The organism is Marinimicrobium sp. LS-A18 (assembly GCF_000463525.1).
Lineage (GTDB): Bacteria > Pseudomonadota > Gammaproteobacteria > Pseudomonadales > Cellvibrionaceae > Marinimicrobium > Marinimicrobium koreense.
Map to the genome: position 1 here is coordinate 296,083 of NZ_AWEP01000002.1, position 22,693 is coordinate 318,775.

At 58.3% G+C, this 22,693-nt stretch carries 12 protein-coding genes; 8 read left to right on the forward strand and 4 right to left on the reverse strand.

Going from position 1 to position 22,693, the window contains the following annotated elements:
• The first annotated feature begins 24 nt into the window (after positions 1-24).
• The 6 genes from N645_RS0101345 to N645_RS17335 all read left to right on the forward strand — a co-directional run bounded on the left by N645_RS0101345 (position 25) and on the right by N645_RS17335 (position 11,502).
• Positions 25-1,131, forward strand: a complete 1,107-nt coding sequence (locus N645_RS0101345) for a glycoside hydrolase family 105 protein (protein ID WP_024459715.1) — start codon at positions 25-27, stop codon at positions 1,129-1,131.
• A 65-nt stretch (positions 1,132-1,196) separates the two neighbouring features.
• Entirely contained in the window at positions 1,197-1,511 is a 315-nt protein-coding gene (gene rhaM / locus N645_RS0101350; protein ID WP_024459716.1) for an L-rhamnose mutarotase, read from the forward strand.
• A 10-nt stretch (positions 1,512-1,521) separates the two neighbouring features.
• Positions 1,522-2,301 (forward strand): DUF1961 family protein, encoded by a 780-nt coding sequence (locus tag N645_RS0101355; RefSeq protein WP_036159748.1) that lies wholly within the window; start codon positions 1,522-1,524, stop codon positions 2,299-2,301.
• Between the two features lie 202 nt (positions 2,302-2,503).
• On the forward strand, positions 2,504-4,861 hold the full coding sequence (locus N645_RS0101360; RefSeq protein ID WP_024459718.1) for a glycoside hydrolase family 31 protein: 2,358 nt from the start codon (positions 2,504-2,506) through the stop codon (positions 4,859-4,861).
• Positions 4,862-4,922: 61 nt separating this feature from the next.
• A complete protein-coding gene (locus N645_RS0101365; RefSeq protein WP_024459719.1) occupies positions 4,923-7,628 on the forward strand; it encodes a hypothetical protein in 2,706 nt (901 codons plus the stop codon).
• Between the two features lie 16 nt (positions 7,629-7,644).
• On the forward strand, positions 7,645-11,502 hold the full coding sequence (locus N645_RS17335; protein WP_238559176.1) for a glycosyl hydrolase 115 family protein: 3,858 nt from the start codon (positions 7,645-7,647) through the stop codon (positions 11,500-11,502).
• 17 nt (positions 11,503-11,519) lie between these two features.
• Here the strand turns inward: N645_RS17335 and N645_RS0101375 are convergent, their stop codons facing one another.
• From N645_RS0101375 to N645_RS0101385, 3 genes are all read right to left on the reverse strand, one after another.
• Positions 11,520-12,710 (reverse strand): glycoside hydrolase family 105 protein, encoded by a 1,191-nt coding sequence (locus N645_RS0101375; RefSeq protein WP_202960758.1) that lies wholly within the window; start codon positions 12,708-12,710, stop codon positions 11,520-11,522.
• Positions 12,711-12,896: 186 nt separating this feature from the next.
• Positions 12,897-13,736 (reverse strand): sugar phosphate isomerase/epimerase, encoded by an 840-nt coding sequence (locus tag N645_RS0101380; protein ID WP_036159751.1) that lies wholly within the window; start codon positions 13,734-13,736, stop codon positions 12,897-12,899.
• A gap of 46 nt (positions 13,737-13,782) precedes the next feature.
• Positions 13,783-15,312: a rhamnogalacturonan acetylesterase gene (locus N645_RS0101385; protein ID WP_024459723.1), complete on the reverse strand. Its 1,530-nt coding sequence runs from the start codon at positions 15,310-15,312 to the stop codon at positions 13,783-13,785.
• A gap of 330 nt (positions 15,313-15,642) precedes the next feature.
• Here N645_RS0101385 and N645_RS0101390 point away from each other — a divergent pair, with 330 nt between their 5' ends.
• The gene (locus tag N645_RS0101390; RefSeq protein ID WP_024459724.1) at positions 15,643-17,808 is read left to right on the forward strand and encodes a glycoside hydrolase family 20 zincin-like fold domain-containing protein; all 2,166 of its coding nucleotides are present in this window, start codon (positions 15,643-15,645) and stop codon (positions 17,806-17,808) included.
• Positions 17,809-17,870: 62 nt separating this feature from the next.
• On the opposite strand, the gene gcvP is transcribed toward N645_RS0101390, so the two are convergent.
• Entirely contained in the window at positions 17,871-20,780 is a 2,910-nt protein-coding gene (gcvP, locus tag N645_RS0101395) for an aminomethyl-transferring glycine dehydrogenase (RefSeq protein ID WP_024459725.1), read from the reverse strand.
• A 375-nt stretch (positions 20,781-21,155) separates the two neighbouring features.
• Between gcvP and N645_RS0101400 the strand changes: the two genes are divergently transcribed.
• Positions 21,156-22,643 carry an MFS transporter gene (locus tag N645_RS0101400; RefSeq protein WP_024459726.1) on the forward strand — a complete coding sequence of 496 codons (1,488 nt, stop codon included), beginning with the start codon at positions 21,156-21,158 and terminating at the stop codon, positions 22,641-22,643.
• The last annotated feature ends 50 nt before the right edge of the window (positions 22,644-22,693 follow it).

Below are 22,693 nucleotides of genomic sequence, written 5' to 3' on the forward strand. Positions count from 1 at the left end.
CATACGCTAGAGGTTTTAAGAAGTATGCCAACTGTTGCACATAACATCGAATACGCCCAGGTCCGGAACACCATCGATAAGTTGATCGATAATCTGGTCAACATCAAAGATGAAACCGGTGAGTTCCTGCTCAAGCTCGACGATGGTCGGGTGATTGATACCAAAGGCTGGGCCGGCTGGGAGTGGACTCACGGCATTGGACTCTATGGCTTGATGAAATACTGGGATATTACCGGCGACGAAAAGCCCAGGAAGATCATTGAAGACTGGTTCAGTGACCGGCTCAAGGAAGGTACGCCCACCAAGAACGTGAACACCATGTCCCCGTTCCTGACCCTGGCCTATATGCATGAGCGCACCGGAGAGCGCAGCCATCTTCCGTACCTGGATGTCTGGGCGGAGTGGGTCATGCGGGATATGCCCCGGACCACCGAAAATGGTCTTCAGCACATCGTCTACAACTCGGTGAACTATCAGCAGTTGTGGGACGACACGCTGATGATGAGCGTCATGCCGCTGGCCAAAATCGGATTATTGTTGGACCGTCCTCACTATGTGGAAGAGGCCAAGCGGCAATTCATGTTGCACATCAAATATCTGGCGGACCGTAAAACGGGTCTCTGGTTCCACGGCTGGACCTTTGACGGTAACCACAACTTTGCCGATGCCCTGTGGGCACGTGGCAACAGCTGGGTGACCATTTCGATTCCTGAGTTTATTGAACTGCTTGATTTGCCCAAGACCGACGGTCTGCGCATGTTCCTGGAGGAAACCCTGGAAGCCCAGGTCAAAGCGCTGGAGGAAACCCAGCACCAAGACGGCCTGTGGCACACCCTGTTGGATGACCCCGATTCTTACCTCGAGGCTTCGGCCGCCGCCGGGTTTGCTTACGGCATCCTGAAGGGCATTCGCAAAGGCTATCTCGACAAAAAGTACGAAGCGGTTGGCCTCAAAGCGGTTAAAGCCGTGCTGGATAATATCAGTGCGGACGGCGAGCTCCAGCAGGTGTCGTTCGGCACGCCGGTCTTTGACGACCTTCAGGGTTACCGGGATATCCCGCTCACCTCCATGCCCTACGGTCAGTCCATGGCGATTTTGCTGTTGGTCGAATACATGAACTATTACATCTGATCGTCCTTCTCTCGGGCTGCTTCCGTCGGAGGCAGCCCAGAGTGCCATTCTGGAGTCACTGGACAATGGAAAAAATAGCTTTCGTCATGCAGCTTAAACCGGGCTGCGAGCAGGAGTATGAGAAACGTCACGACGAAATCTGGCCCGAGCTGGTGGCCCAGCTAAAGGCCGCTGGTGTTTCGGACTACTCCATCTTTCTGCACCCGCAGACGCTACAGTTGTTTGGGGTACTCAAGCGCACGGATGATCATGGTATGGACGAGTTACCCCAGACCGAGATCATGCAGAAGTGGTGGGCTTACATGGCGGATATCATGGATGCCGAGGCCGACAACAGCCCGGTGTCTACGCCACTCAAGAACGTCTTCCACCTGGAATAGTGAGGCCTCTATGAGCAATAGATCATGGTCTTTATGGGTGAGCCTGCTGCTGGTGTGTCTGATGGCAGGCTGTTCCATGGTATCGCCGGAGCGCAAAGCGAGTTCTACGGCGGACTCTCTGCCCGAACCGGGTCAATTGCTCTACCAGGCCAGCTTCGACAATCCCGAATCGGTAGCCGGCTGGGTGATGGAGGGCCCGGGTGAAATCGCGTTCGAGGACGGATGGATGGCAATGCACTCCCCGGACGAGCAGGGCCATCACGTATTCTGGTGTCCCGAGGATTTCCCGGAAAACTTTATCGCCCGCTGGGATGCGCAGAATCTGGATGACGAAGCGGGGCTGGTGATCGTTTTTTTTGCCGCAATCGGGGTTGATGGCCAGGACATCTTTTCGCCCGATTTGCCGGAACGGGATGGCACCTTTACCCAGTACACCGAAGGCGAGATCAAAAGCTACCACATCTCCTACTATGCCAACGCCGCCCATAACCCGGGCCGGGGCCATGCCAACTTACGCAAGAACAATACCTTCAGTCTGTTGCAGAAAGGCGAGGTCGGAATTTCGACCGAATCCATGCAAGAGCATGAAATCACCCTGGTGAAACAGGGCGAGCGAATTCGACTGTATATCGACGATCGAAAGGTGATCGACTATACGGACAATGCCCCGATGGTTGACGGTGTCGATACGGGCGATGCCCTGGGAAGCGGAAAAATCGGCTTCCGGCAGATGAAGTGGAGCCAGTTCCGCTACAAAAACTTCCGCGTTTACGAATTGCCCCAGCAATAACGGGCAAAGCCCATCCCTCGATATAACCAGCGATAACGGACGAGGAAATCCAATGAAATACTGCTTACTGGCACTTCTGTGTCTGGCAGCCTTTGCTCAGGCGACTGACAGCCAAGCTACTGAGTTGCCTGAATCCTCAAAAGCTCGGGACGCGCTCGGCCCGGGCACGGTTCAATCGTCGCCCGTCAGGGAGGGCAACAGAGTGCTCATCTCCGCCGAGCATGCGGATGTTCAGATCGAGTTCTGTACCGCCTCCATGGTGCGTGTGCGCAGCAGCTGGGATCGGGAGTTTGACGAGAACGCGGCGCTCGGACTTATGGTCACAAAGCGGGATTGGCCGCCCGTCGTAATCAATACCGCGGAGGAAACTGATTTCTACGAACTGGAATCAAAGCAGTTGCTCGTCCGAGTGTATAAGTCGCCATTGCGATTGGAGTTCTATGCCTCTGATGGAACCCTGCTGTCCACCGAGCGGATTGAAGCAGGGGGTATGGCTCAGGAAGCGGCGGGTGTCTCGGTCCACAAAAAGCTGCAGGATAATGAGCAGGTGTTTGGCTTTGGCCAGCGTATGGACTTTATCAACCAGCGGGGCAAACAGCTGGAGCTGACCGTCGGGCGTGGCATGGGCCGCCCCCATATCATCGGGGCCTACAATATTCTGGAGGCCAACTACAGCCCGGTGCCGTTTTTCATGAGCACGCGCGGCTACGGTATTTTTCTCCATACACCCTATACCTCCCACTGGGATATGGGGCACTCCACACCGGGTGTGTACTCATTTGAGGCGGAAGGCGGGGAGCTGGATTACTACTTCATGGCGGGCGCTGATTTTCCTTCGCTTCTGGACCAATATACCGCTGTGACCGGCAAGTCACCACTCTTACCCAAACCGGCTCATGGTCTCCACGTCGGGACTTACAGTGGCGGCACCTGGGGCTACGAGAAGCATACCTCCACCGATTACGTGGTCAATCTGGGGCGGACATTCCGTGAAAAGGAAATCCCGGTGGATATCATTCATCTGGATTCCACCTGGCGGATGTTCGGTGAGCAGGGCGGCAGTGGTGCCACCACCTTTGAATGGCGTGAAACCTTTGATGACCCGGAGGCCATGTTCGATCAGCTCTACGACATGGGTTACAGCATGGTGGGCGTTCACGTCCGGCCACGCTATGACAATGGCAGACAGTACAAACTGTTGGATCAGGCACGGGATGCGGGGATGGTCTATCCCGAGCCCAATAATAGCGGCGAGTTCGTCAACTTTTTTGACCCGGACGCGGTGGACTGGTGGTGGGAGAACGGCGCCATGAAGGTGGCCTCCCAGGGCGCCATGTTCTTCAAGACCGATGAAGGTAGTGCCTTTGGACGCAAGGCGAATGAGAGTGACAAGACCGGACCGACCGGGCCGGAAGCCGAGCGCCTGCACAACCTATTTCCATTGGCCTACGCCAAGGCGCCGTTTGAGAAATTCAGTGAACACAATCAGATGCGCGGTTTCAACGTGACGCGGGAAGGCTACGCCGGTATTCAACGCTACCCTTATCTCTGGGCGGGCGACTGGCCGAGCGAATGGCAGTACTTCAAGCCGGTCATTCGCGCCGGGCTCAATATGGGCCTGTCGGGGGTGGGCTATTGGTCGCACAATATGGGCGGGTTCGAACACGACCCGGATCCCGAGCTCTATATCCGCTGGACCCAGTTTGGGCTCTTCAGCCCCATCGCGCACCTGTTCGGAATGGATCACCCCGGTTACAAGGAGCCATGGCGTTATGGAGAAGAGGCCGAGCGGATTTTCAAGCAGTACGATCGCATGCGTTACCGGTTTATTCCCTATATCTACAGCGAAGCCTACCAGATGCACCGGACCGGTATACCCATGATGCGGGCGTTGGTGCTGGAGTATCAGGAGGATGAGAATACCCACGACATTGATGATCAGTATCTTTTTGGCCGCAATCTGTTGATTGCCCCGGTGACTACCAAGGGCGCGCAAACGCGGGTGGTCTATCTACCCGAAGGTACCTGGTATGACTACTGGAGTGGTGAGCCCTATGAGGGCCAGCGCTATCACAACATTGTCACCCCGCTGGACCAGTTGCCCATCTTCGTCAAGGCCGGTGGCATTCTTCCTCAACAGAGAGTGATGAACCTGGGCCAGGAAACAGCGGAAAACCTCACCCTGGAAATATTTCCCGGAGGCGAGTCCTCGTACCCGATCTACGATGATGATGGTAAAACCAAGGCGTACCTGTCCGGTGACTACGCCATCACCGACGTCACCGTAAAGGCTGAGTCGAATCGAACCCTGATCCGTATTGAGGCTCCTCGTGGCGACTACGACTTGGCGGAACGTTCCTACACACTGAAAGTTCGCCGCGACGGCCCCCCGGAGTCTGTTGTGGAAGGGACCACTCCTCTTCGCGTCTTTGCCTCCTCCGTTGAGTACGAGGAAAGCCAGTCACAAGCCGGTTGGTACTTCGATGATAAAGCGGGCGCACTGTACGTGAGGTTGGCCGGAACGAGCCTGAGCGATATTTCCGTGGCAATCAATCAGTAGCGTTGTTTGCGAATGTACTAAAAAAATGTGAGAGAACACCAATAACAGGATCCCCGAGACCATGAAACACTCCAGACTAATTTCCCTATTTGCCGCCGCCTTATTGTCGTCAGCCTGTTCCGTTCAGGCCGAGCCGGAGGTGCAGGTACAGTGGTTGAACGACGGCACGGACCGGGAACCGGTAGGTGCGACCTGGGGTACGCCCTGGCCGCAGGGCGAGGTGGACGCCGCCAGCGAATTCACTCTTGAATCCGAATCCGGAACATCGTTGCCCGTACAGAGTTGGCCGCTGGCCTATTGGCCCGATGGCTCCGTGAAATGGACCGGACATGCGATTGCCCCGCTTGAGTTGAATGTCGGTGCGCTGACCTTGACGCCCGGCGACGCGGTGAGGTCCGAACAGTCCTTACGGATTGTAGAAAACAACGGTTCCATCCGTGTGGACACCGGCGTGATTCAGGCGGTGATTGCCAAATCCGGTGATCGTCTGATTCAGTCCATTACCCGCGATAACCGGCAGACATTGAACGATGGTCGTCTCGTTATTCTGTCTCAGAATCAGGCCGAACCTGAAGTAGGGCAGCCGTTAACGGTAGAGTCCTTCACCGGACAGCTCGACCAGGTGACCCTTGAGCAGAGTGGACCGGTGCGCGCGGTGGTCAAACTGGAAGGTAAGCATGTCGGAGAGAACGGCCGTGCCTGGATTCCCTTTGTGGTGCGCCTTTACTTCTACGCCGGCGATGACTCGGTGCGCATGGTGCACACCATGATTTACGACGGTGACCAGAAGACCGATTTTATAAGGGGTGTGGGCGTCCGATTTGATGCGCCGCTGGACGGCCCGCTGCATGATCGGCACGTGCGCTTTTCCGGTGAAGGCGATGGCCTTTTCGGTGAATCCGTCCGCGGTATCACCGGCTTGCGTCGCGACCCAGGCAAGGCGGTTCGCGAGGCACAGATTGAAGGGCGCGCTACTCCGCCGTTGAGTGAATGGGCGACCAGTGTGTCGGATCGTCTCGAGATGATTCCCGCCTTTGGTGATTACACCCTCTCTCAATTGAGCGCCGATGCGTTTGAAATCCGCAAACGTACCCAGCCCGGCCTGTCCTGGCTGGACTCCGCCGAAGGCACCCGATCCAGCGGGTTGGGTTATATTGGTAGCCCGAAGGGCGGCGTGGCGTTTGGTATCCGGGATTTCTGGCAGAGTCATTCGTCTCAGCTCGATATTCGCAACGCGCGTTCGGACGAGGCCGAAGTCACCCTATGGTTGTGGGCTCCAGAAGGTCGGGCCATGGATATGCGCTTCTATCACGATGGTATGGGGCTGGATACGCATGAGAAGCAGCTCGATGCTCTGAACGTGACCTATGAGGACTACGAACCGGGCTTTGACCATGCCACCGGCGTGGCCCGCACCAGCGAGCTGCGCCTTTGGGCCTTACCGGCCACACCGGACCGCGATACCACGGTTGAGTTGGCCCGAACCCTTGCCCAGCCACCGCAGATGGTTGCCCGTCCCCAGGACTATGAAGCGGCCGGCGTGTTCGGTGCCGCCCTCTGGGATCTGCCGGATCGCTCCACCCCCGCCAAAGCCGCGATTGAAGATCAGGTGGATTTTTATCTGGACCACTATCTGACTCAGGTGGAAGAGCACAACTGGTACGGCTTCTGGGATTACGGTGATGTGATGCATACCTATGATCATGACCGGCATACCTGGCGTTACGACGTGGGCGGTTTTGCCTGGGCCAACTCCGAACTCTCGCCCGACATCTGGCTATGGTATTCCTTTTTGCGCACGGGCCGTGCCGATGTTTTCCAGATGGCCGAGGCGATGACCCGCCACACCGGTGAGGTCGACGTGTACCACCTGGGACGGTTTGAGGGGCTAGGCTCCCGCCACAACGTCAAGCACTGGGGCGACAGCGCCAAACAACTGCGCATCAGCACGCCCGCCAACCGTCGCTTCTATTACTTCCTGACGGCGGATGAGCGCACCGGTGACCTGATGCGTTCTCTGCTCGGGGCTGAACGGCGTCTGCTGGACGTGCCTCCGCTGCGCAAACTGAATCGTCCGACGCCCGACTTTTCGGGAAAACCCTATTCCATGATGATGGGCTTGGGGACCGACTGGAGTTCGGTGGCCGCCGCCTGGCTGACCGAGTGGGAGCGCACCGGTGAGCCCACCTATCGGGACAAACTGGTCACCGCGATGCGCAGCGTTGGCAATTTCGATAAGGGATTGCTGGTCGGCAGTGCGGCACTGGATCCGGAGACCGGGCAGTTTTATCGGATCGGGGAGGGCGTGTCCGTCTCCCATTTGTCCATGGTATTTGGCGGTGTCGAAATCAACGCAGAACTGATTCAACTGCTCGATGTGCCCGAATATGAGCAGGCGTTTATTCAATATGGGCGCTTTTATAATGCCCCTCGGGACGAGAAGGCCGAGATCATCGGCCAGCCCTATGAGCGAAACCTGAACCTGGGGCAGGCGCATTCGCGAATGACCGCCTACTCGGCCTGGAAACTCAATGATGAGGCGCTGGCCGAACGTGCCTGGGAGGAATTCTTCAGCGGCCGGGCCGGTATCCCGGTGTTCGGATTACCCTATCCGACCAAAACGGTCATGCCCCCCGAGGTGCTATCCCCGGTGACCGAAGCGCGCGGGGTTTCCACCAACGCGGTGTCCCAGTTCGGTCTTGCCGCGATTCAGGTGATGGCATTGGTCGGAGAGGAGGCGCCGGAGCAGGTTCCGGAGCGGGATTAATATGGATGATCGAAAGATGACTACGCGTTCAACGGGCACGACCATAGGGCTGAGACTCATACTGCTGTCTCTACTGTTTCCTTTGATCGTGCAGGCGGCCGAGATTCGGCCGCTTCCTGCGGAGGGGGCTGAAACATTGCAATCTACCGCGTTTCCGCTGGTGGTGGATGATCATGCCGCGCCATTGGTGGTGGCCAGTGACGCGCCCGAAGTGATCCGGATTGCGGTTCAGGATTTCGCCGACGATGTTGAGCGTGTGACTGGGCATCGCCCGGCCATTCGCCACCGGCCGCCGGGTGGCGGAGCGCCCTATGTCCGGGTGGGTATTCAACCGGCGTTGGAGAATCGATGGGAAGCGTTCCAGCTGTCCTCCAGTGCCCAGGTGTTGGCCGTAGAGGGGGCGGACCCGCGCGGCGTGGCCTATGGCGTGTATGAACTGTCCCGTCGTATCGGCGTTTCGCCCTGGTACTGGTGGGCCGATGTGCCGGTTCAACCTCTGGACGAACTGTATCTGAGCGTCGCTCGCGAACCGATCGATGAGCCGGCGGTGCGCTATCGCGGAATATTCATCAATGATGAATGTTGGGGCCTCGGTGCCTGGGCCCGCAAGACCTTTGATCCGGATACCGGCACTCTCGGCCCGAAAATCTATGAGCGGGTGTTCGAGTTGCTGCTGCGCCTGCGGGCCAACGCTCTCTGGCCCGGCATGCACCCCTGCACCACGCCGTTCCATCAAGTGGAAGGGAACAGTGAACTGGCCGACGACTACGCGATTGTGGTCGGCTCGAGTCACGCCGAGCCCATGTTGCGCAACAACGTTGGTGAGTGGGATCACCCCAAAGATCATTACAACTTCCTGACGCACCGTGACACCGTCATGAATTACTGGGAAGAGCGGGTGAAGGAGCGCCGTTCGGGCGAAAGCCTCTGGACCCTGGGCATGCGCGGCATTCACGACAGCGGCATTATGGGCCCGGAATCCCAGGAAGAACGTTTGGACCTTTTGGAAACGCTGTTTGACGCGCAGCGCGGCCTTCTGGCCAAACATCTTGGCGATGGTGATCCCACCAAGGCGGCACAGATTTTTGTGCCCTATAAAGAAGTGCTCAAGGATTACAACGCAGGCCTGGACGTGCCGGACGATGTGATTATCGTCTGGCCGGACGACAACTTTGGTTATGTGCGTCGTTATGCCACCCCCGACGAACGGGCACGGCCCGGCGGTCTGGGCGTCTATTACCATCAGTCTTACCTGGGCTCACCCTTGTCCTGGCTCTGGTTCGATTCCCAATCGGTATCGTTGGTCTGGTCGGAGATGACCCGCGCTTACGAACAGGGGGCCGAGTCCTTCTGGGTGACCAACGTGGGCGACCTCAAAGCGCACGAACTGAGTGCGGAATTTTTTCTCGACCTCGCCTGGAACGTGGATCGGACCAGCCCCAAGGCACCCATGCAATTTCTGCAGGATATGGCCGCCCGGGACTTCGGGCCCGAATACGCTCATGCGATTGCCGGTATCTGGAAGCGCCACCAGCACCTGGCCTTTGCGCGCAAACCGGAACATCTGCAGTGGCATTTGTCCCTGGAGCCCTACCAACCCACCGAGCTGACCGACGCGGAGATTTATCATCGCCTGAAAGCCTATCAGGATCTGGTGGCGGAGACGGCGCGGGTCGCGAACGACCTGCCGGGCACCGCCCGGGATGCCTTTTACCAACTGGTGGAGTATCCGGTCCGGGCGGCAGCTGCGGCCAACGAGCGCTACTTTCTGGTGGAGTTGGCGCGTCGCCAGAATGCCCGGGGGGTTGAAGCAGCGGAAACGACTTTTGCCAGAGCCGAAGAGGCCGCACAGCGGGTCGAGGCGCTGACGCAGCGATACAATGACACGATGGCCAATGGCAAATGGCGGCATATTATCACCGCCGGCGGGGTGTCCCCGGACGATTGGCTTCGCTTCCAGCCCGAACCCATTCCACCCCTGGGTTCGCAAAAGGATGCAGTGAGGAAGTCGCTGTCGGAGTCGGACGACAGACAGTTTGAAGCCAACGACGCACCGCTGGATGCGCAAGCGGGCGATTTCTTTGAATCGGAAGGTGTGGTGTCCATCAACGCCGGACACTTTACCGGCCGCGACGATCAGGCCGACGGTGGCTGGCGTTCGGTGGAAGGACTGGGCCGTACCGGTTCAGCCGTCACCCTGTTGCCCTCCACTCTGAATATCGAACCTGGCAGCGCGCCCCGACTGAGCTACCGTTTCCACGTTGCAACCGGCGGCAAAGCGACGGTTCATGTGCGACTGCTGCCCACGCACCCGATTAGTCCCGGCAATGATCTGCGCCTGGCGCTGGCCGTTGATGATGGTGAACCCCTGCCGCTCGCGGTGACCGAGGGCTTCGATACCTATAGCGAAGAGTGGAAAAGGCGAGTCCTGTCCAACGCTACCGAAGCGACGCTTGAGCTGCCGGAGGCACTGGAGCCTGGCTGGCATACGCTGCACCTGGTGGCGGTGGACGCGGGTGTCGTAGTGGATAAAATCGTGATCGATTTCGGAGGGCTCCAACCTTCCTATGACGGTCCTCCCGAAACACGGGTAACGAAACCCGCCGCATCTTCTTACAAATTCGATTTTGGCTCCGGCGCTGTGGCTGAAGATTACGTCGGCATTGGCCCGGATACGCGCTACTCCCCCGAACGGGGCTACGGCTTTGCCAGCGCCAAGACGCCCGAGTGTACAGTGACAGAGCCAGCGGACGAGGCGCTGCGAGGCGATGCCTGTGTGTCTGACGAGGCATTTATGTTTGCGGTCGACGTGCCCGAAGGGAACTATGAGGTAACCCTCCTGCTAGGCTCGCCCGATTCCGCCGCGCAGACGACCGTAAAAGCCGAGGCACGCCGCTTGATGTTGCGTTCGGTTTCGACCAAAGCGGGAGAGCAGGCGAGGGCGACCTTCACCGTCAATCGAAGGAGCCCGACACTGGGAGATGATCGCCGTGTTGCATTGAACTCGCGCGAACAAGGCCCACCAATAATCGCGCACTGGGATGAGCATTTGACCATCGAATTTCTGGGTAGACCGGCGGCGGTGTCGGCAATGACGATTGAACCGGCGCCGGAGGCGACTACCGTCTTTGTGGCGGGGGACTCGACCGTAACGGATCAACGTAACGAGCCCTGGGCCGGCTGGGGGCAGATGTTGCCCGCTTTCTTCAAGCCGGGTATCGCCATTGCCAACCACGCGGAGTCGGGGCGGGCTCTGTTCAGCTTCGAAGCGGAAAACCGTCTCGAGAAAATCCTTCGCACCATGAAGCGCGGGGATTACCTGTTGATTCAGTTTGGCCACAATGATCAGAAAGACCAAAGCGAGAGCGCCGGCCCCTTTACCACCTACGCCGATGATTTACGCGAGTACATTCAGGCGGTACGCGCCAAGGGCGGTATTCCCGTGCTGGTCACACCCATGGAGCGTCGTCGCTGGCGTGAAGGAAAGCCCGCTGCAACTCTCACCGATTTCGCCATCGCGGTGCGTCAGGTCGGAGAAGAGCAGGGCGTACCGGTTATCGATCTGCACGAGATGAGCCTGGCGCTTTACGCCGCTCTGGGAGAGTCAGGTTCCAGAAAGGCCTTTGTGCATTATCCGGCCAATACCTTTCCCGGTCAGGAGCAGGCGCTGAAAGACGATACACACCACAATCCCTACGGCGCTTACCAGTTGGCTCGCGCTGTCGTAGAAGAGATTCGGAAAAAGTTGCCGGGACTGGCCGATCACTTGCGTGACGATGTGCTCTCGTTTGATCCCGCGGAGCCGGACTCCTCGAGTGCTGTCAGAATACCGGCCAGCCCGGTGTTTCAGCTCGAGAAGCCGGAAGGCAACTGAGCGCTCCGGTAGGAGCGCTACTCTTTGAGCTGCAAGGAGCTATCGTTGATTTCGAACTCATTGTTCTTAAGCAGCAGAATGACCTCGGCACCGGCCAGTAAAACGGGGCCGTAGCCGTGCGCGGCGTATAGATGAACCGGCCGGTAGTAGTAAAAGGCCGGGTCAAAGCCCATACCGGTGCCAACACAAGTGCCCTCGACCTGGCCGGCTTCATTGACCTGAGTTGCAACCGCGTTCCAGGCAAGAAGTACCGCCGGAGAGTAGGCTTTTCTGTCGATGTAGCCCCGGTTGATCGCTCGCGCCATGGAGTAAGCGAAGATCGCCGTGGCGGAAGTCTCAAGGTAAGTATCATTTCGATCGAGCAACTGGTGCCATAAGCCGGTCCCGTCCTGATACTTAACAAGCCCTCTGATATGCGCTTTCAGTTGATCCAGTACACCGGCGTAACCGGGGTGATCCTCCGGTAAAACCTCAAGTAACTCCACCATGGCCATGACGGCCCAACCGTTGGCTCTCCCCCAATAGAACTCCGGGTGATCTTCCATGCCCTGCACCCAGCCGTGCATATAGAGTCCCTTGTCTTCGTTGAACATCCTCTCTGAAAACTGCTCTATCTGCTTTACGGCATCATCAAAATATCGGCGTTCTCCGGAGTAGTGCCCCATTTGAGCCAGCGCTGGAACACTCATGAATAGATCATCCAACCAGAGCGTGTTGTCCTGAGGGCGATTCCGGGCCAGGGTCCCATCGTCAAGGCGAAATTGCTCCTCACTGATATACTCAAGAAAGTTGCTGATAAGCGGCTCTACCGGTGCATCCAGACCGTTCATTTTTGCCTTGATCATTGCCGCGGCCAAAGAGCCGGAGTCATCGAGCGAATCGGGGCTCAGTACGCTGCGAATCGGAGAGCGCCGTAGGTTGTCTGCGTCATGGTTTGCAGCAATATCGGCAATCAGTTTCAGGCGGGTGTTGGTGTAATCCGCATAATAGGGTTCTCCCGTCGCCTCGGACGCCAGCAGCATGCCCGCGTAGGTGACGCCCCACTCATAACCGGTGATGTGGAAATTACCGTCGCCGAGGGCAATGTTTCCTTTGATGGCTTCAGGATCGGCAATTACCTTTCCCGTATCGGCGTCCACAACGATGGAGGCCGAGTTTTCATCCAGAAAGGTATGGACCCGGTCCAGAACCGCCTTGACGCTCTCCACTTCTGGTGCGCCATACGGGCTTGGATATTCGGCGGGAAGAAGGTGAAGCGGAACTGTCGCGTCACCGGTGGCCTGAGCGCCTGACAGGCACAGAACGCTGAGTGCAAAACACCTGAAGGATTGGTTGGAGATGATTTTAGTGGTTATTTTTCTAATGGGTAGATGCATGGTAAAAACCTCTACAGGCTATTTTGCGGACCGACGCAAAAACTCCAGAATACCCTGAACATTCTCAGGGTTGGTGCTCTCGAGAATGGTATGAATGCCGGGCTTGAGTTTCTGAATCAATGACATCAGATAGCGGTGATCCATTTCGCCGGTGCCGGAGGGCAGGTCTCCCTCCTTCATTCCATCCTTGATCACGAAGTCTTTACTGTGTATCGCGACTATACGGTCTCCGAACAGCCTGAAGGCTTCGTTCATCAGTTCCTGTTGTCGATGGCACTGGTCCAGAGGGAAAAAGTTCACAGGGTCGTAAATGACCTGAACATTGGGTGAGTCCACAAGCTCCAGCATGCGTACCATCTTCTCGTAGCTGTGTACCGTATGGTGGTGTGCCACGCCTTCAATACCCACAATGGTGCCGTATTTCTCGGCGGTATCGGCCAGGCGTCGGACGGAATCGACCAGCTCCAGAAACGAGGTTTCCTTCTGGCTGTCGGGGTGGTAGCTACAATCGCCGTTCTTGGAGCCGGTCTCGGTACCGACAATAGCGCAGCCGAAGTCACCGGCGAAGCGCAGGTGCTCTTCAAAACGCTGCAGCGCCTGTTCTTTGGCGTCCGGGTCCGGGTGGATCGGATTGATATAGCAGCCCAGCACGGCGATGTTGATCCCCTGTGCGGCAAAGACATCGCGCACATGGTTGGCGAACCCCGGGGTCAGCTGTCCGGGTTGTTCTGCCAGGACCGGAAACGACTTGGCGGGTGCGAGCTGCACGCAGGATACATCGTATTGCCCGAGCTTCGCCGCAATCTCCGCCGGTGTGCCCTGGCCATAGTCGTGTGCTCTCAAGCCCAAATTCAGCATAAAATGTCTTCCTGTGGTTGATCCGTTCGGTGTTTTGGTGATGCCGTTACAGAATGCCTTCGAGCCCCTGGGCGACAATTTTGGCATTCAGCTCGGCCCCGTCGCGGGACGTGTGGGTGTGTTTGTCGGCAAAAAAGGCTTCGACCTTTTCCGGCCCCAGCTCGTCATAACGGTCGGCGACCAGTTCGTGCAGATCGATCAGAGCGACACCGCTTTCCGCCGCGACCTGTCGAGCCCACTGGGGATAACTGTCGTCCGGGCGGGCAATCTGCTCTCCGCTGTCGTCCCAGATTTTCCGGGGCACCGGGGTGGCGAGAATGGGCGTCACACCCCGGGCATAGGCTTCGCCAATCATTTTGCGTAAATACCAACCGTAGGTGTGAACCGTTTCCGGCTGGCCGGTCAGAAGGTTGTCGATGTCCTGCTCGGCGGCGCCGACCCCCTTGATGGTGCCCCGGGCACGCTCTTCATCATTGAGGGGAGCGGAGTCATTGTGACCAAACTGGATCACCACATAATCCCCGGGGCGTGCCATATTCAGAGCTCGCTCCCAATGGCCGCCGGTCACAAAGGTCCGGCTACTGAAACCGCCGATGGCGCGATTGACAAAGTTGTAGTCCTCGGCGCTCAGGTAATCGTCAATGAAATCACCCCAACCCCACTGACCACCGGCGCCATCGCCCCAGCCGTTGCGCACGGTGGAGTCGCCGACCATAAAAATGCTGGTCTTCTCGGGGTGGGCGATCACCGGCAGGCGCAGAAACGTCCAATCGTAGGCGGTCACTTCGCGGCCTTTAGCGGAGTACAGCTCTGCCGCCAGGGTGGGACGCAGCCCCTTCAGCGCCGATACGATGGTCTCGGCATGAAGCTCGGCGCCGGCATCGTTAAAGTGGGTATGGTCTTTCGGGTAAAGCTCGGCCACTTTCTCAGCACCCAGGCGGTCCAGCTTGTCCGCCACCGGGTTGGTCACATCGATAAACGGGGTGTCCAGTTCCCAGGCGAGCTGGTGCATCCAGTAACCGTAGCGGCCGTGGCGACGCTCAACACGGTCATGTTCCCACCGGTTACGGACCGTCATCGACAAAAGGATCGGCGTGGCGTCCTTGGCTTTCACGTCCGCCACCATCTGACGAATATAGTGTCCAAAGGTATACACCGTTTCGTCCTTACCGGTCACCTGGTTGGCGATGTCGGTCTGCTCATCACCCAGACCGGGCAGAGAGCCCCGCGCCCGGCTGTCGTCATTGATCGCCCCGGCATCGTTGTGCCCGAATTGGATCAACACCAGATCGCCGGCCTCGACGTCCTCGATCAGAGACTGCCACAACCCCTCGGTAATAAACGTCCGGCTGCTCCGACCGCCCCGCGCCCGGTTATCCACGACCACTTTGTCCTCATCCAGAAAGCTCTGCAGGGTGGCGCCCCAGCCCTGGTGGTCCTTGTTCTGGTAAGACGCCGCCGTGGAGTCCCCGGCAATAAAGAGGGTCTGGGGGCGCAGCTCTTCGGCGAAGCAGGAAAATGACAGGAGCAGCAGTGCAATCTGGGCGAATCGGAGGGGTATTCCCGGTTTGGTCATAGTGGTGTATCTCTTTATTGGCATGTCTGGCCTTGCTGGATTCAAGGCACTTTCTAGAATTGGGTGACCACTATAGACTCAAAATGATCAAATATGCAATATTGTTGTCGTTCTTGCTGAGTGTGGACTGTGTCTTGCCAATCGATATTAACCGTTCTGCTAGTGGGGCCTGCCAGCGGGGCTAACGGGGCTGACGGGGAAAGTGCCGAGCATTCCGGGCTGGGCTGAGTTCCAACTCCTGTCGTCTGGAATACGCCAGATAGATGGTTTCATTGACTATATGGCTTGGGCTGGTTAACGTAAGAACCTTGGTCTACAAGGTTGAAACTTATGACAATAAAACGCTTGTTCCCTTCGTTTGTGCTCCTCTTTCTTTTGAACGCTACCGCAGCCTGTGCTCAGGAGGTGACGCTCGTCTACGACGAGACGGTGCCGCAGGAGGCCTATGCCGCCCGGAAGCTGGGTGAGGCCCTGGAAGAGCAGGGCTATGAGCTCGGATCGGATCGGAGCGGTTACGATCATCTGATCAGTCTGTCGGTGCATGAAGAGAAGCTGGGTTCTGAAGCCTTTGCGATTGTGCCCGAGGACAGGGTCACGAGCGTCTATGGAGGCGACCACCGGGGGCTGATCTATGGCGCGCTCGCCCTGGCCGAAACGCTGCGCAATGGCACGCCGCTGACAGCGGTGGAAGCCTCCGAGCAGAGCCCGAATCTGGCGTTTCGCGGCATTAAATATAATCTGCCCTGGGAAACCTACCGGCCCAGTTCGGCGCTGGGCCAGCATTACGAGACCGCACGGGATCTCGATTATTGGGAGGCGTTTCTGGATATGATGGTGGCGAACCGTTTCAACGCCATCAGCCTGTGGAATCTGCATCCTTTCACGTTCATGATCCAGCCGAAAAACTTCCCCGAAGCGAGCCCATGGTCGGATAAAGAATTCGCCCAGTGGCAGCGTCTTTACCGCGAGATCTTCCGGATGGCGAAAGAGCGCGGGTTGGACACCTATCTGGTCCACTGGAGCATTTTTGTCAGCCGGGAATTTGCCGAGGCCCACTCCGTCGCGGAGCAGAACTTTTATCCGCACTACTATGTGGAAGGCGACACCTCGGAGATCGTGCGGCGTTATCTGCGCGAAAGCGTTACCCAGGTGCTCGAGGAGTATCCCAACCTGGATGGGTTTGGTATTTCCCACGGCGAAGGCATGGCTGGCATGACGCCCCTTGAGCGGCAGAAGTGGATGGATGATGTGTTGATCGCGGGGATGCTGGACGCTGATCGTCCCGTGAAACTCATTCACCGCGTTCCTTTTTCCTCGGGAACCGGTTCGGAGCCGGGCGTCAGCAAGAGTGTGGAAGTGGTTACCCGCGATGCGATGGAGAAGCTGGAGGATCGCTTTGAAGGTCCGATCTGGGTGGAAATGAAGTTCAATTGGTCCCACGCCCATTCCACACCGGAGCTGGTGAAGGTCCACGGCGGCAAGCTGGGCGACACTTATTTCAAACCGACGCCCAAAAACTACAAGGTCACTTGGCAGGCACGCAACGAAGACTTCTTTGCCCTGCGCTGGGGCGTGCCCGATTTCATTCGTCAGCATATCGCTCTGAATGGCGCGGCGGACTATGTGGGCGGCTACTTTGTCGGCTCGGAAACCTACATTCCGGCGCTCGATTACTTCACCGCAGTGGACGAGCCGGTCGACTGGAACTGGGCCTTCGAACGCCAGTGGTTGTTCTATCAGCTTTGGGGCCGTCTGCTTTACGATCCTGAAACACCCGACTCGGTGTTTCAGGCGGCATTCAACCGCCGGTACGGGGCCAAGGGTGATAACCTGTTGAACGCATACTCTCTTGCCTCATCCACCCAGCTGCGTCTGGCCTCGCTGTATGATTCGCGCTGGGATTTCACCCTCTACAGCGAGGGCTTTCTGGCGCTGCAGGGCGACTACACCCGTTATATTTCGGTTGACCACCTCATCGACCATCCCACCATGGACCCGGATTATGTCTCGGTGGCGGATTTCGTAGAGACAGTGCACGAAGGCGGCTCTTTCGGCGTTGACCGCATTACTCCGCCGATTCTGGCCGAGCAGCTTGAGCGCGATAATCGCGAGGCGCTTCGGCTGATAGAAGGTATTGATACCGAGGGCAATGCCTCGCTCATGTACGAAGTGGCCGACGTCAAAACCTGGGCCCATCTCGGTCTTCATCTTGCGGAGAAGCTGAAAGGCGCCGTGGCGCTACACCGTTACCGTCTGTACGGTGATGAGGAACAGCAGCAGTTGGCTATCCGGCATTTACAGCAGGCTCTGGCGCACTGGGATCAGGTGGTGGCGATCACCCGGCCGATTTACCGCGACATGCCGCTGACCCACTACAACCACAATTTCTTCGAGGCCAATGAGGATAATCTGTTTCATTGGGCGTTGGTTCGAGATGAGGTGGCGCAGGACGTGGAGATTGCCCGCAGCGCCGAATCTGAACGCTCGGACAGATGAGAGAATCCCGTTACTGATTTTCCTTTCGGCACCCATGGGGTGCCGAAATTTCCCCGCTTTTCCTACCGGTAATCCTCAACACTTGGACACGAACAAATGAGATTCCGGTCCCCAAACACATTATCAATTCGGTTCACCGTCGGCCACACCTTGTGCTCCTTCAGCCAGCTTGCCGGACGTGAGGCGGTGTCGCGGCTGTAGGGGCGCTCCCAACTCTCATCCATCATATCGTCTTGCGTGTGCGGTGCGTTGCGCAGCGGGCTCTGCTCCACGGTGTACTCGCCGCTTTCGATCTGGGCGATTTCCTTGCGGATGGTGATCATGGCTTCGATAAAGCGGTCCAGCTCTTCTTTGGACTCGGATTCGGTCGGCTCGATCATCAGAGTGCCGGCCACCGGGAAGGACATGGTGGGGGCGTGGAAGCCGAAGTCCATCAGGCGCTTGGCGATGTCTTCCTCGGTGACGCCGCTGGCTTCTTTCAGGGGGCGCAGGTCCAGCAGGCATTCGTGGGCGATAGTGCCGTTTTTGCCCTTGTACAGAATGGGGTAGTGGCCGCTTAGCTGTTTGGCGATGTAGTTGGCGTTCAGGATGGCGTATTCGCTGGCCTGGCGCATGCCGTTTTTGCCCATCATCTTGATGTACATCCAGCTGATCGGCAGGATGCTGGCCGAGCCCCAGGGGGCGGCGCTGATGGTGCCGTTGGCCGGGTCGGTCTCGGGCACGCCCTGCACCGGGTGGCCGGGCAGGAAGGGGGCCAGGTGTTCGGCCACGCCGATAGGGCCCATCCCGGGGCCACCGCCGCCGTGGGGAATGCAGAAGGTTTTGTGCAGGTTCAGGTGCGAGACGTCGCCGCCGAACTGACCGAATGCGGCCAGGCCCACCATGGCATTCATGTTGGCGCCGTCGATATACACCTGGGCACCGATGCTATGGATCAGCTCGCACAGCTCGGTCACGCTCTCCTCAAACACCCCGTGGGTGGAGGGGTAGGTGATCATGATGGCGGCGATGCGGGTGCCGAACTCGTCCACCTTGGCCTTCAGGTCCGCCATATCGACGTTGCCGTCTTTATCGCAGTTGACCACTTTCACCTGCATGCCCACCATCTGGGCAGAGGCCGGGTTGGTGCCGTGGGCCGAGGCGGGAATCAGGCAGATGGAGCGCTCGGTTTCACCCTTGCTCTCAAAGTATTTCTTGATCGCCACCAGACCGGCGTACTCGCCCTGGGAGCCGGCGTTGGGCTGCAGGCTGATGGCATCGTAACCGGTACAGGCTTCGAGCATCTGCTGCAGGTCTTCAAACAGTCGCTTATAGCCCTGGGCCTGCTCCATCGGCGCAAACGGGTGCAGTTGACCAAATTCCGGCCAGGTGACCGGGATCATTTCCGCGGTGGCATTGAGCTTCATGGTGCAGGAGCCAAGCGGAATCATCGACTGATTCAGGGCAATGTCCCGGCCTTCCAGGCGGCGCAGGTAGCGCAGCATCTCGGTTTCACTGTGGTAGCGGTTGAACACCGGGTGGGTCAGCACCGCGTCCTGACGCTCCAGCGCCTCGGGAATGGCCGGCGCGCGGTTGTGGCTGGCCAGTTCGTGGTCCAGTTTGGGCAGGTTCAGGGCGTGGTCGCCGGCGCAGAAGACGTTCAACAGCAGGTGCACGTCATCCAATGTGGTGGTTTCATCCAGGCTGATACCCAGACCGGTCGTGCCCACCTTGCGCAGATTGATTTCGCTGAGCAGGGCGGCGTTGTACAGGCCGTTTTGCTTTTTCTCGCTGTCCAGCTCCACCACTAGGGTGTCGAAGTAGTGATCCTGGCGCAGCTTGAAGCCTTTGTCCTTCAAACCTTCGCCGGTCAGCCGCGCCAGGCGGTGAATGCGCTCCGCAATGCGCCGCAGGCCTTCCGGGCCGTGATAGACGGCGTAGCTGCTGCTGAGCACCGCCAGCAGCACCTGGGAGGTACAGATATTCGAGTTGGCCTTTTCCCGGCGGATGTGTTGTTCGCGAGTCTGCATGGCCATGCGCAGGGCGGTTTTGCCCCGGCTGTCCACGGAGACGCCGATCAGTCGACCCGGGGCCGAGCGCTTGTAGGCGTCGCGGAAGGCAAAGAAGCCGGCATGCGGGCCGCCAAAGCCCATGGGAATGCCAAACCGTTGGTTAGTGCCCACCACCACGTCGGCGCCCATCTCGCCGGGGGATTTGAGCAGCATCAGCGCCATCAGGTCACTGGCAACGGTGATCAGGGTGTTTTTCTCGTGGGCCCGGGTGATCAGGTCGGTCAGATCGCGCACTCGGCCGGTGGAACCGGGGTAGGAGAGCAGGGCACCGAAACACTCAGTGTCGGCCAACTGCTCGGCGGGCGCGATCACCACCTCAAAGCCAAAATGCTCGGCGCGGGTGCGCAGCACGGCGATGGTCTGCGGGTGGGTGTCCTCGTCCACAAAGAATACATCGGACTTGTTCTTCTTGTTCTGACGCTTGCACATCGCCATGGCTTCGGCGGCCGCTGTGCCCTCATCAAGCATGGAGGCGTTGGCCAGCTCCATACCGGTCAGGTCCATCACCATCTGCTGGAAGTTCAGCAGCGCCTCCAGGCGGCCCTGGGAGATTTCCGGCTGATAGGGGGTGTAGGCGGTGTACCAGCCCGGGTTTTCCAGAATGTTGCGCTGAATGACCGGGGGCAGGTAGCTATTGTAGTAGCCCATGCCGATATAGCTTTTGTACAGACGGTTCTTGCCGGCAATGGCTTTCAGCTCCGCCAGGGCCTCGTGCTCGGTCACGGGCTCGCCCAGCGCCAGGGGTTCGCGCTGGCGAATGGCCTCGGGCACCGTCTTATCGAGCAGTTCATCCAGCGTCTCGGCGCCCAGGGTGTCCAGCATGGCGCGGGTCTCGGCGGCATCCGGGCCGATATGACGGTGGATGAATTCATCGGCGTAGGCCAGTTGCGCCAGGGGCGCGGAACGGAAATCAGCGGACATAGGATGACTCGTGTCGGGGTTGTGCGAACGTGATCGTCGGGCGTGTGGAGGGCAGGGTAAACCCGGGCCTCCAAAGGGCGCTAATGGTAGCAATTGCCGGCTCTGGCGGCAATTGCTGAATCCTCTGCTAAATCCTCTGAGTGGACCGCTTTGACCACCGCCTCCGGGCACCCGATTATAAGTAAAGATACGTCAGTACTCGGCCTCTGGATTGTCCGCGGCGCAATATTCAGTTTATACTGCCAAGCTTATAGTAATCTTAACTATATACGCTGGCTCCGGGAGTCGGGTACACTTCCGACTGACGCTGGTAGTGTGAGGGGGCGGAGAGCCACCCTTGAACGTTAACGACTCAACAATAAGACTCTGAGCGCTATGAATAATCAGTCACAAATACTCTCAGTCAAAGAGAAAGTAGGCTACAGCCTGGGCGACCTGGCGGCGAACCTGGTGTTCCAGACCATGGTGACCTTTATTGCCTACTACTATACGGATGTGTACAAACTCGAGGCCAGCACGGCTCAGTGGGTGATTGCCACCTGCGGCATCATCGGCGGGGTGCTGTTTGCGCCCATCATGGGGGCGATTGCGGATCGCACCCGTACCCGCTGGGGCCGCTACCGTCCCTGGATTCTGTGGACGTCCATTCCCTTCGGTGTGATGGTGCTGCTGACCTTCACCACGCCGGATGTCAGTTACGACATGAAGGTGGTTTACGCCTTTGCGACCTACCTCGCGCTGGTTACCCTCTACACCGCGAACAACCTGCCGTATTCATCGCTCAGCGGTGTTTTGACCGGCAATATGTCCCAGCGTAACAGTCTGTCCGCCTACCGTTTTGTGGCGGTGATGGTGGCCCAGTTCACCGTGCAGGTGCTGTTGCGCCCGATCGTGTTGATCCTGGGTGATGGTGATGAGGCGGTCGGTTTTGAGAAGATCATGATGATCTTCGCCGTGGTCGGGGTGATTTTCTTCTTCATCACCTTCTTTACCACCCGTGAGCGCGTCATCGAAAAGCCGGGCGAGACCAGCACCCTCCGCCAGGACCTGGGCGACCTGCTGCTGCGTAATATTCCCTGGGTGATTCTGCTGTGCGTCACGGTTCTGGTGTTTACCAACCTGGCGCTGAAAGGCGGTACCTATGTGTACTACTTCAAGTACTACGCGAGCCAGGCCGCGATTACCGCTTTCCTGAGCGACATTGGTTTTACCGGTCTGATCGCCAGTATCCAGAGCGTTTGGCCCAACTTCGCTTGGCCGGAAGATCCCGACGCCTCGGCCTTCGCTCTGTTCAACGGCGCCGGCATCATTCTGATGATCGTCGGTATCGGTTTTGCCCGGCCTCTGGCGGACCGCTTTGGCAAGCGCAATATTTTCGGTGGCTTCCTGTTCCTGTCTGCCTTGCCGTTGATCGCGTTTGCGGTGGTACCGCGGGAGTCCATCGGAACCATGTTCGTGTTGCAGATCCTGCACGGCTTTTTCTACGGCGTGACCATTCCGCTGCTGTGGGCCATGACCGCAGACGTGGCGGATTACTCCGAGTGGCGTAACCATCGCCGTGCGACCGGCATCATTTTTTCCGCCATGATTCTGGGCCTGAAGGGCGGCCTGACCCTCGGTGGTACCCTGGTCGTGACCTTCCTCGCCGCCTACGGCTATGAGGCTGGAGTGGCGGATCAGACGGCTGAATCGATCCTGGGTATCAAGCTGACGATGAGTGTCTACGCGGCGATTCCGTTCCTGATCGCCTGTGGTCTGCTGTTCTTCTACCGGATCAACAAGTCGCTGGAGACGGAGATTGAGCAAGAGTTGGGTTCACGTCGCACCCAGCCGACGCCGGAGCCGGATGAGCCGACCCTGTAAGGGGTTGGTTTGATCGGCCAACAAAAAAGGCGAGCCATTTGGCTCGCCTT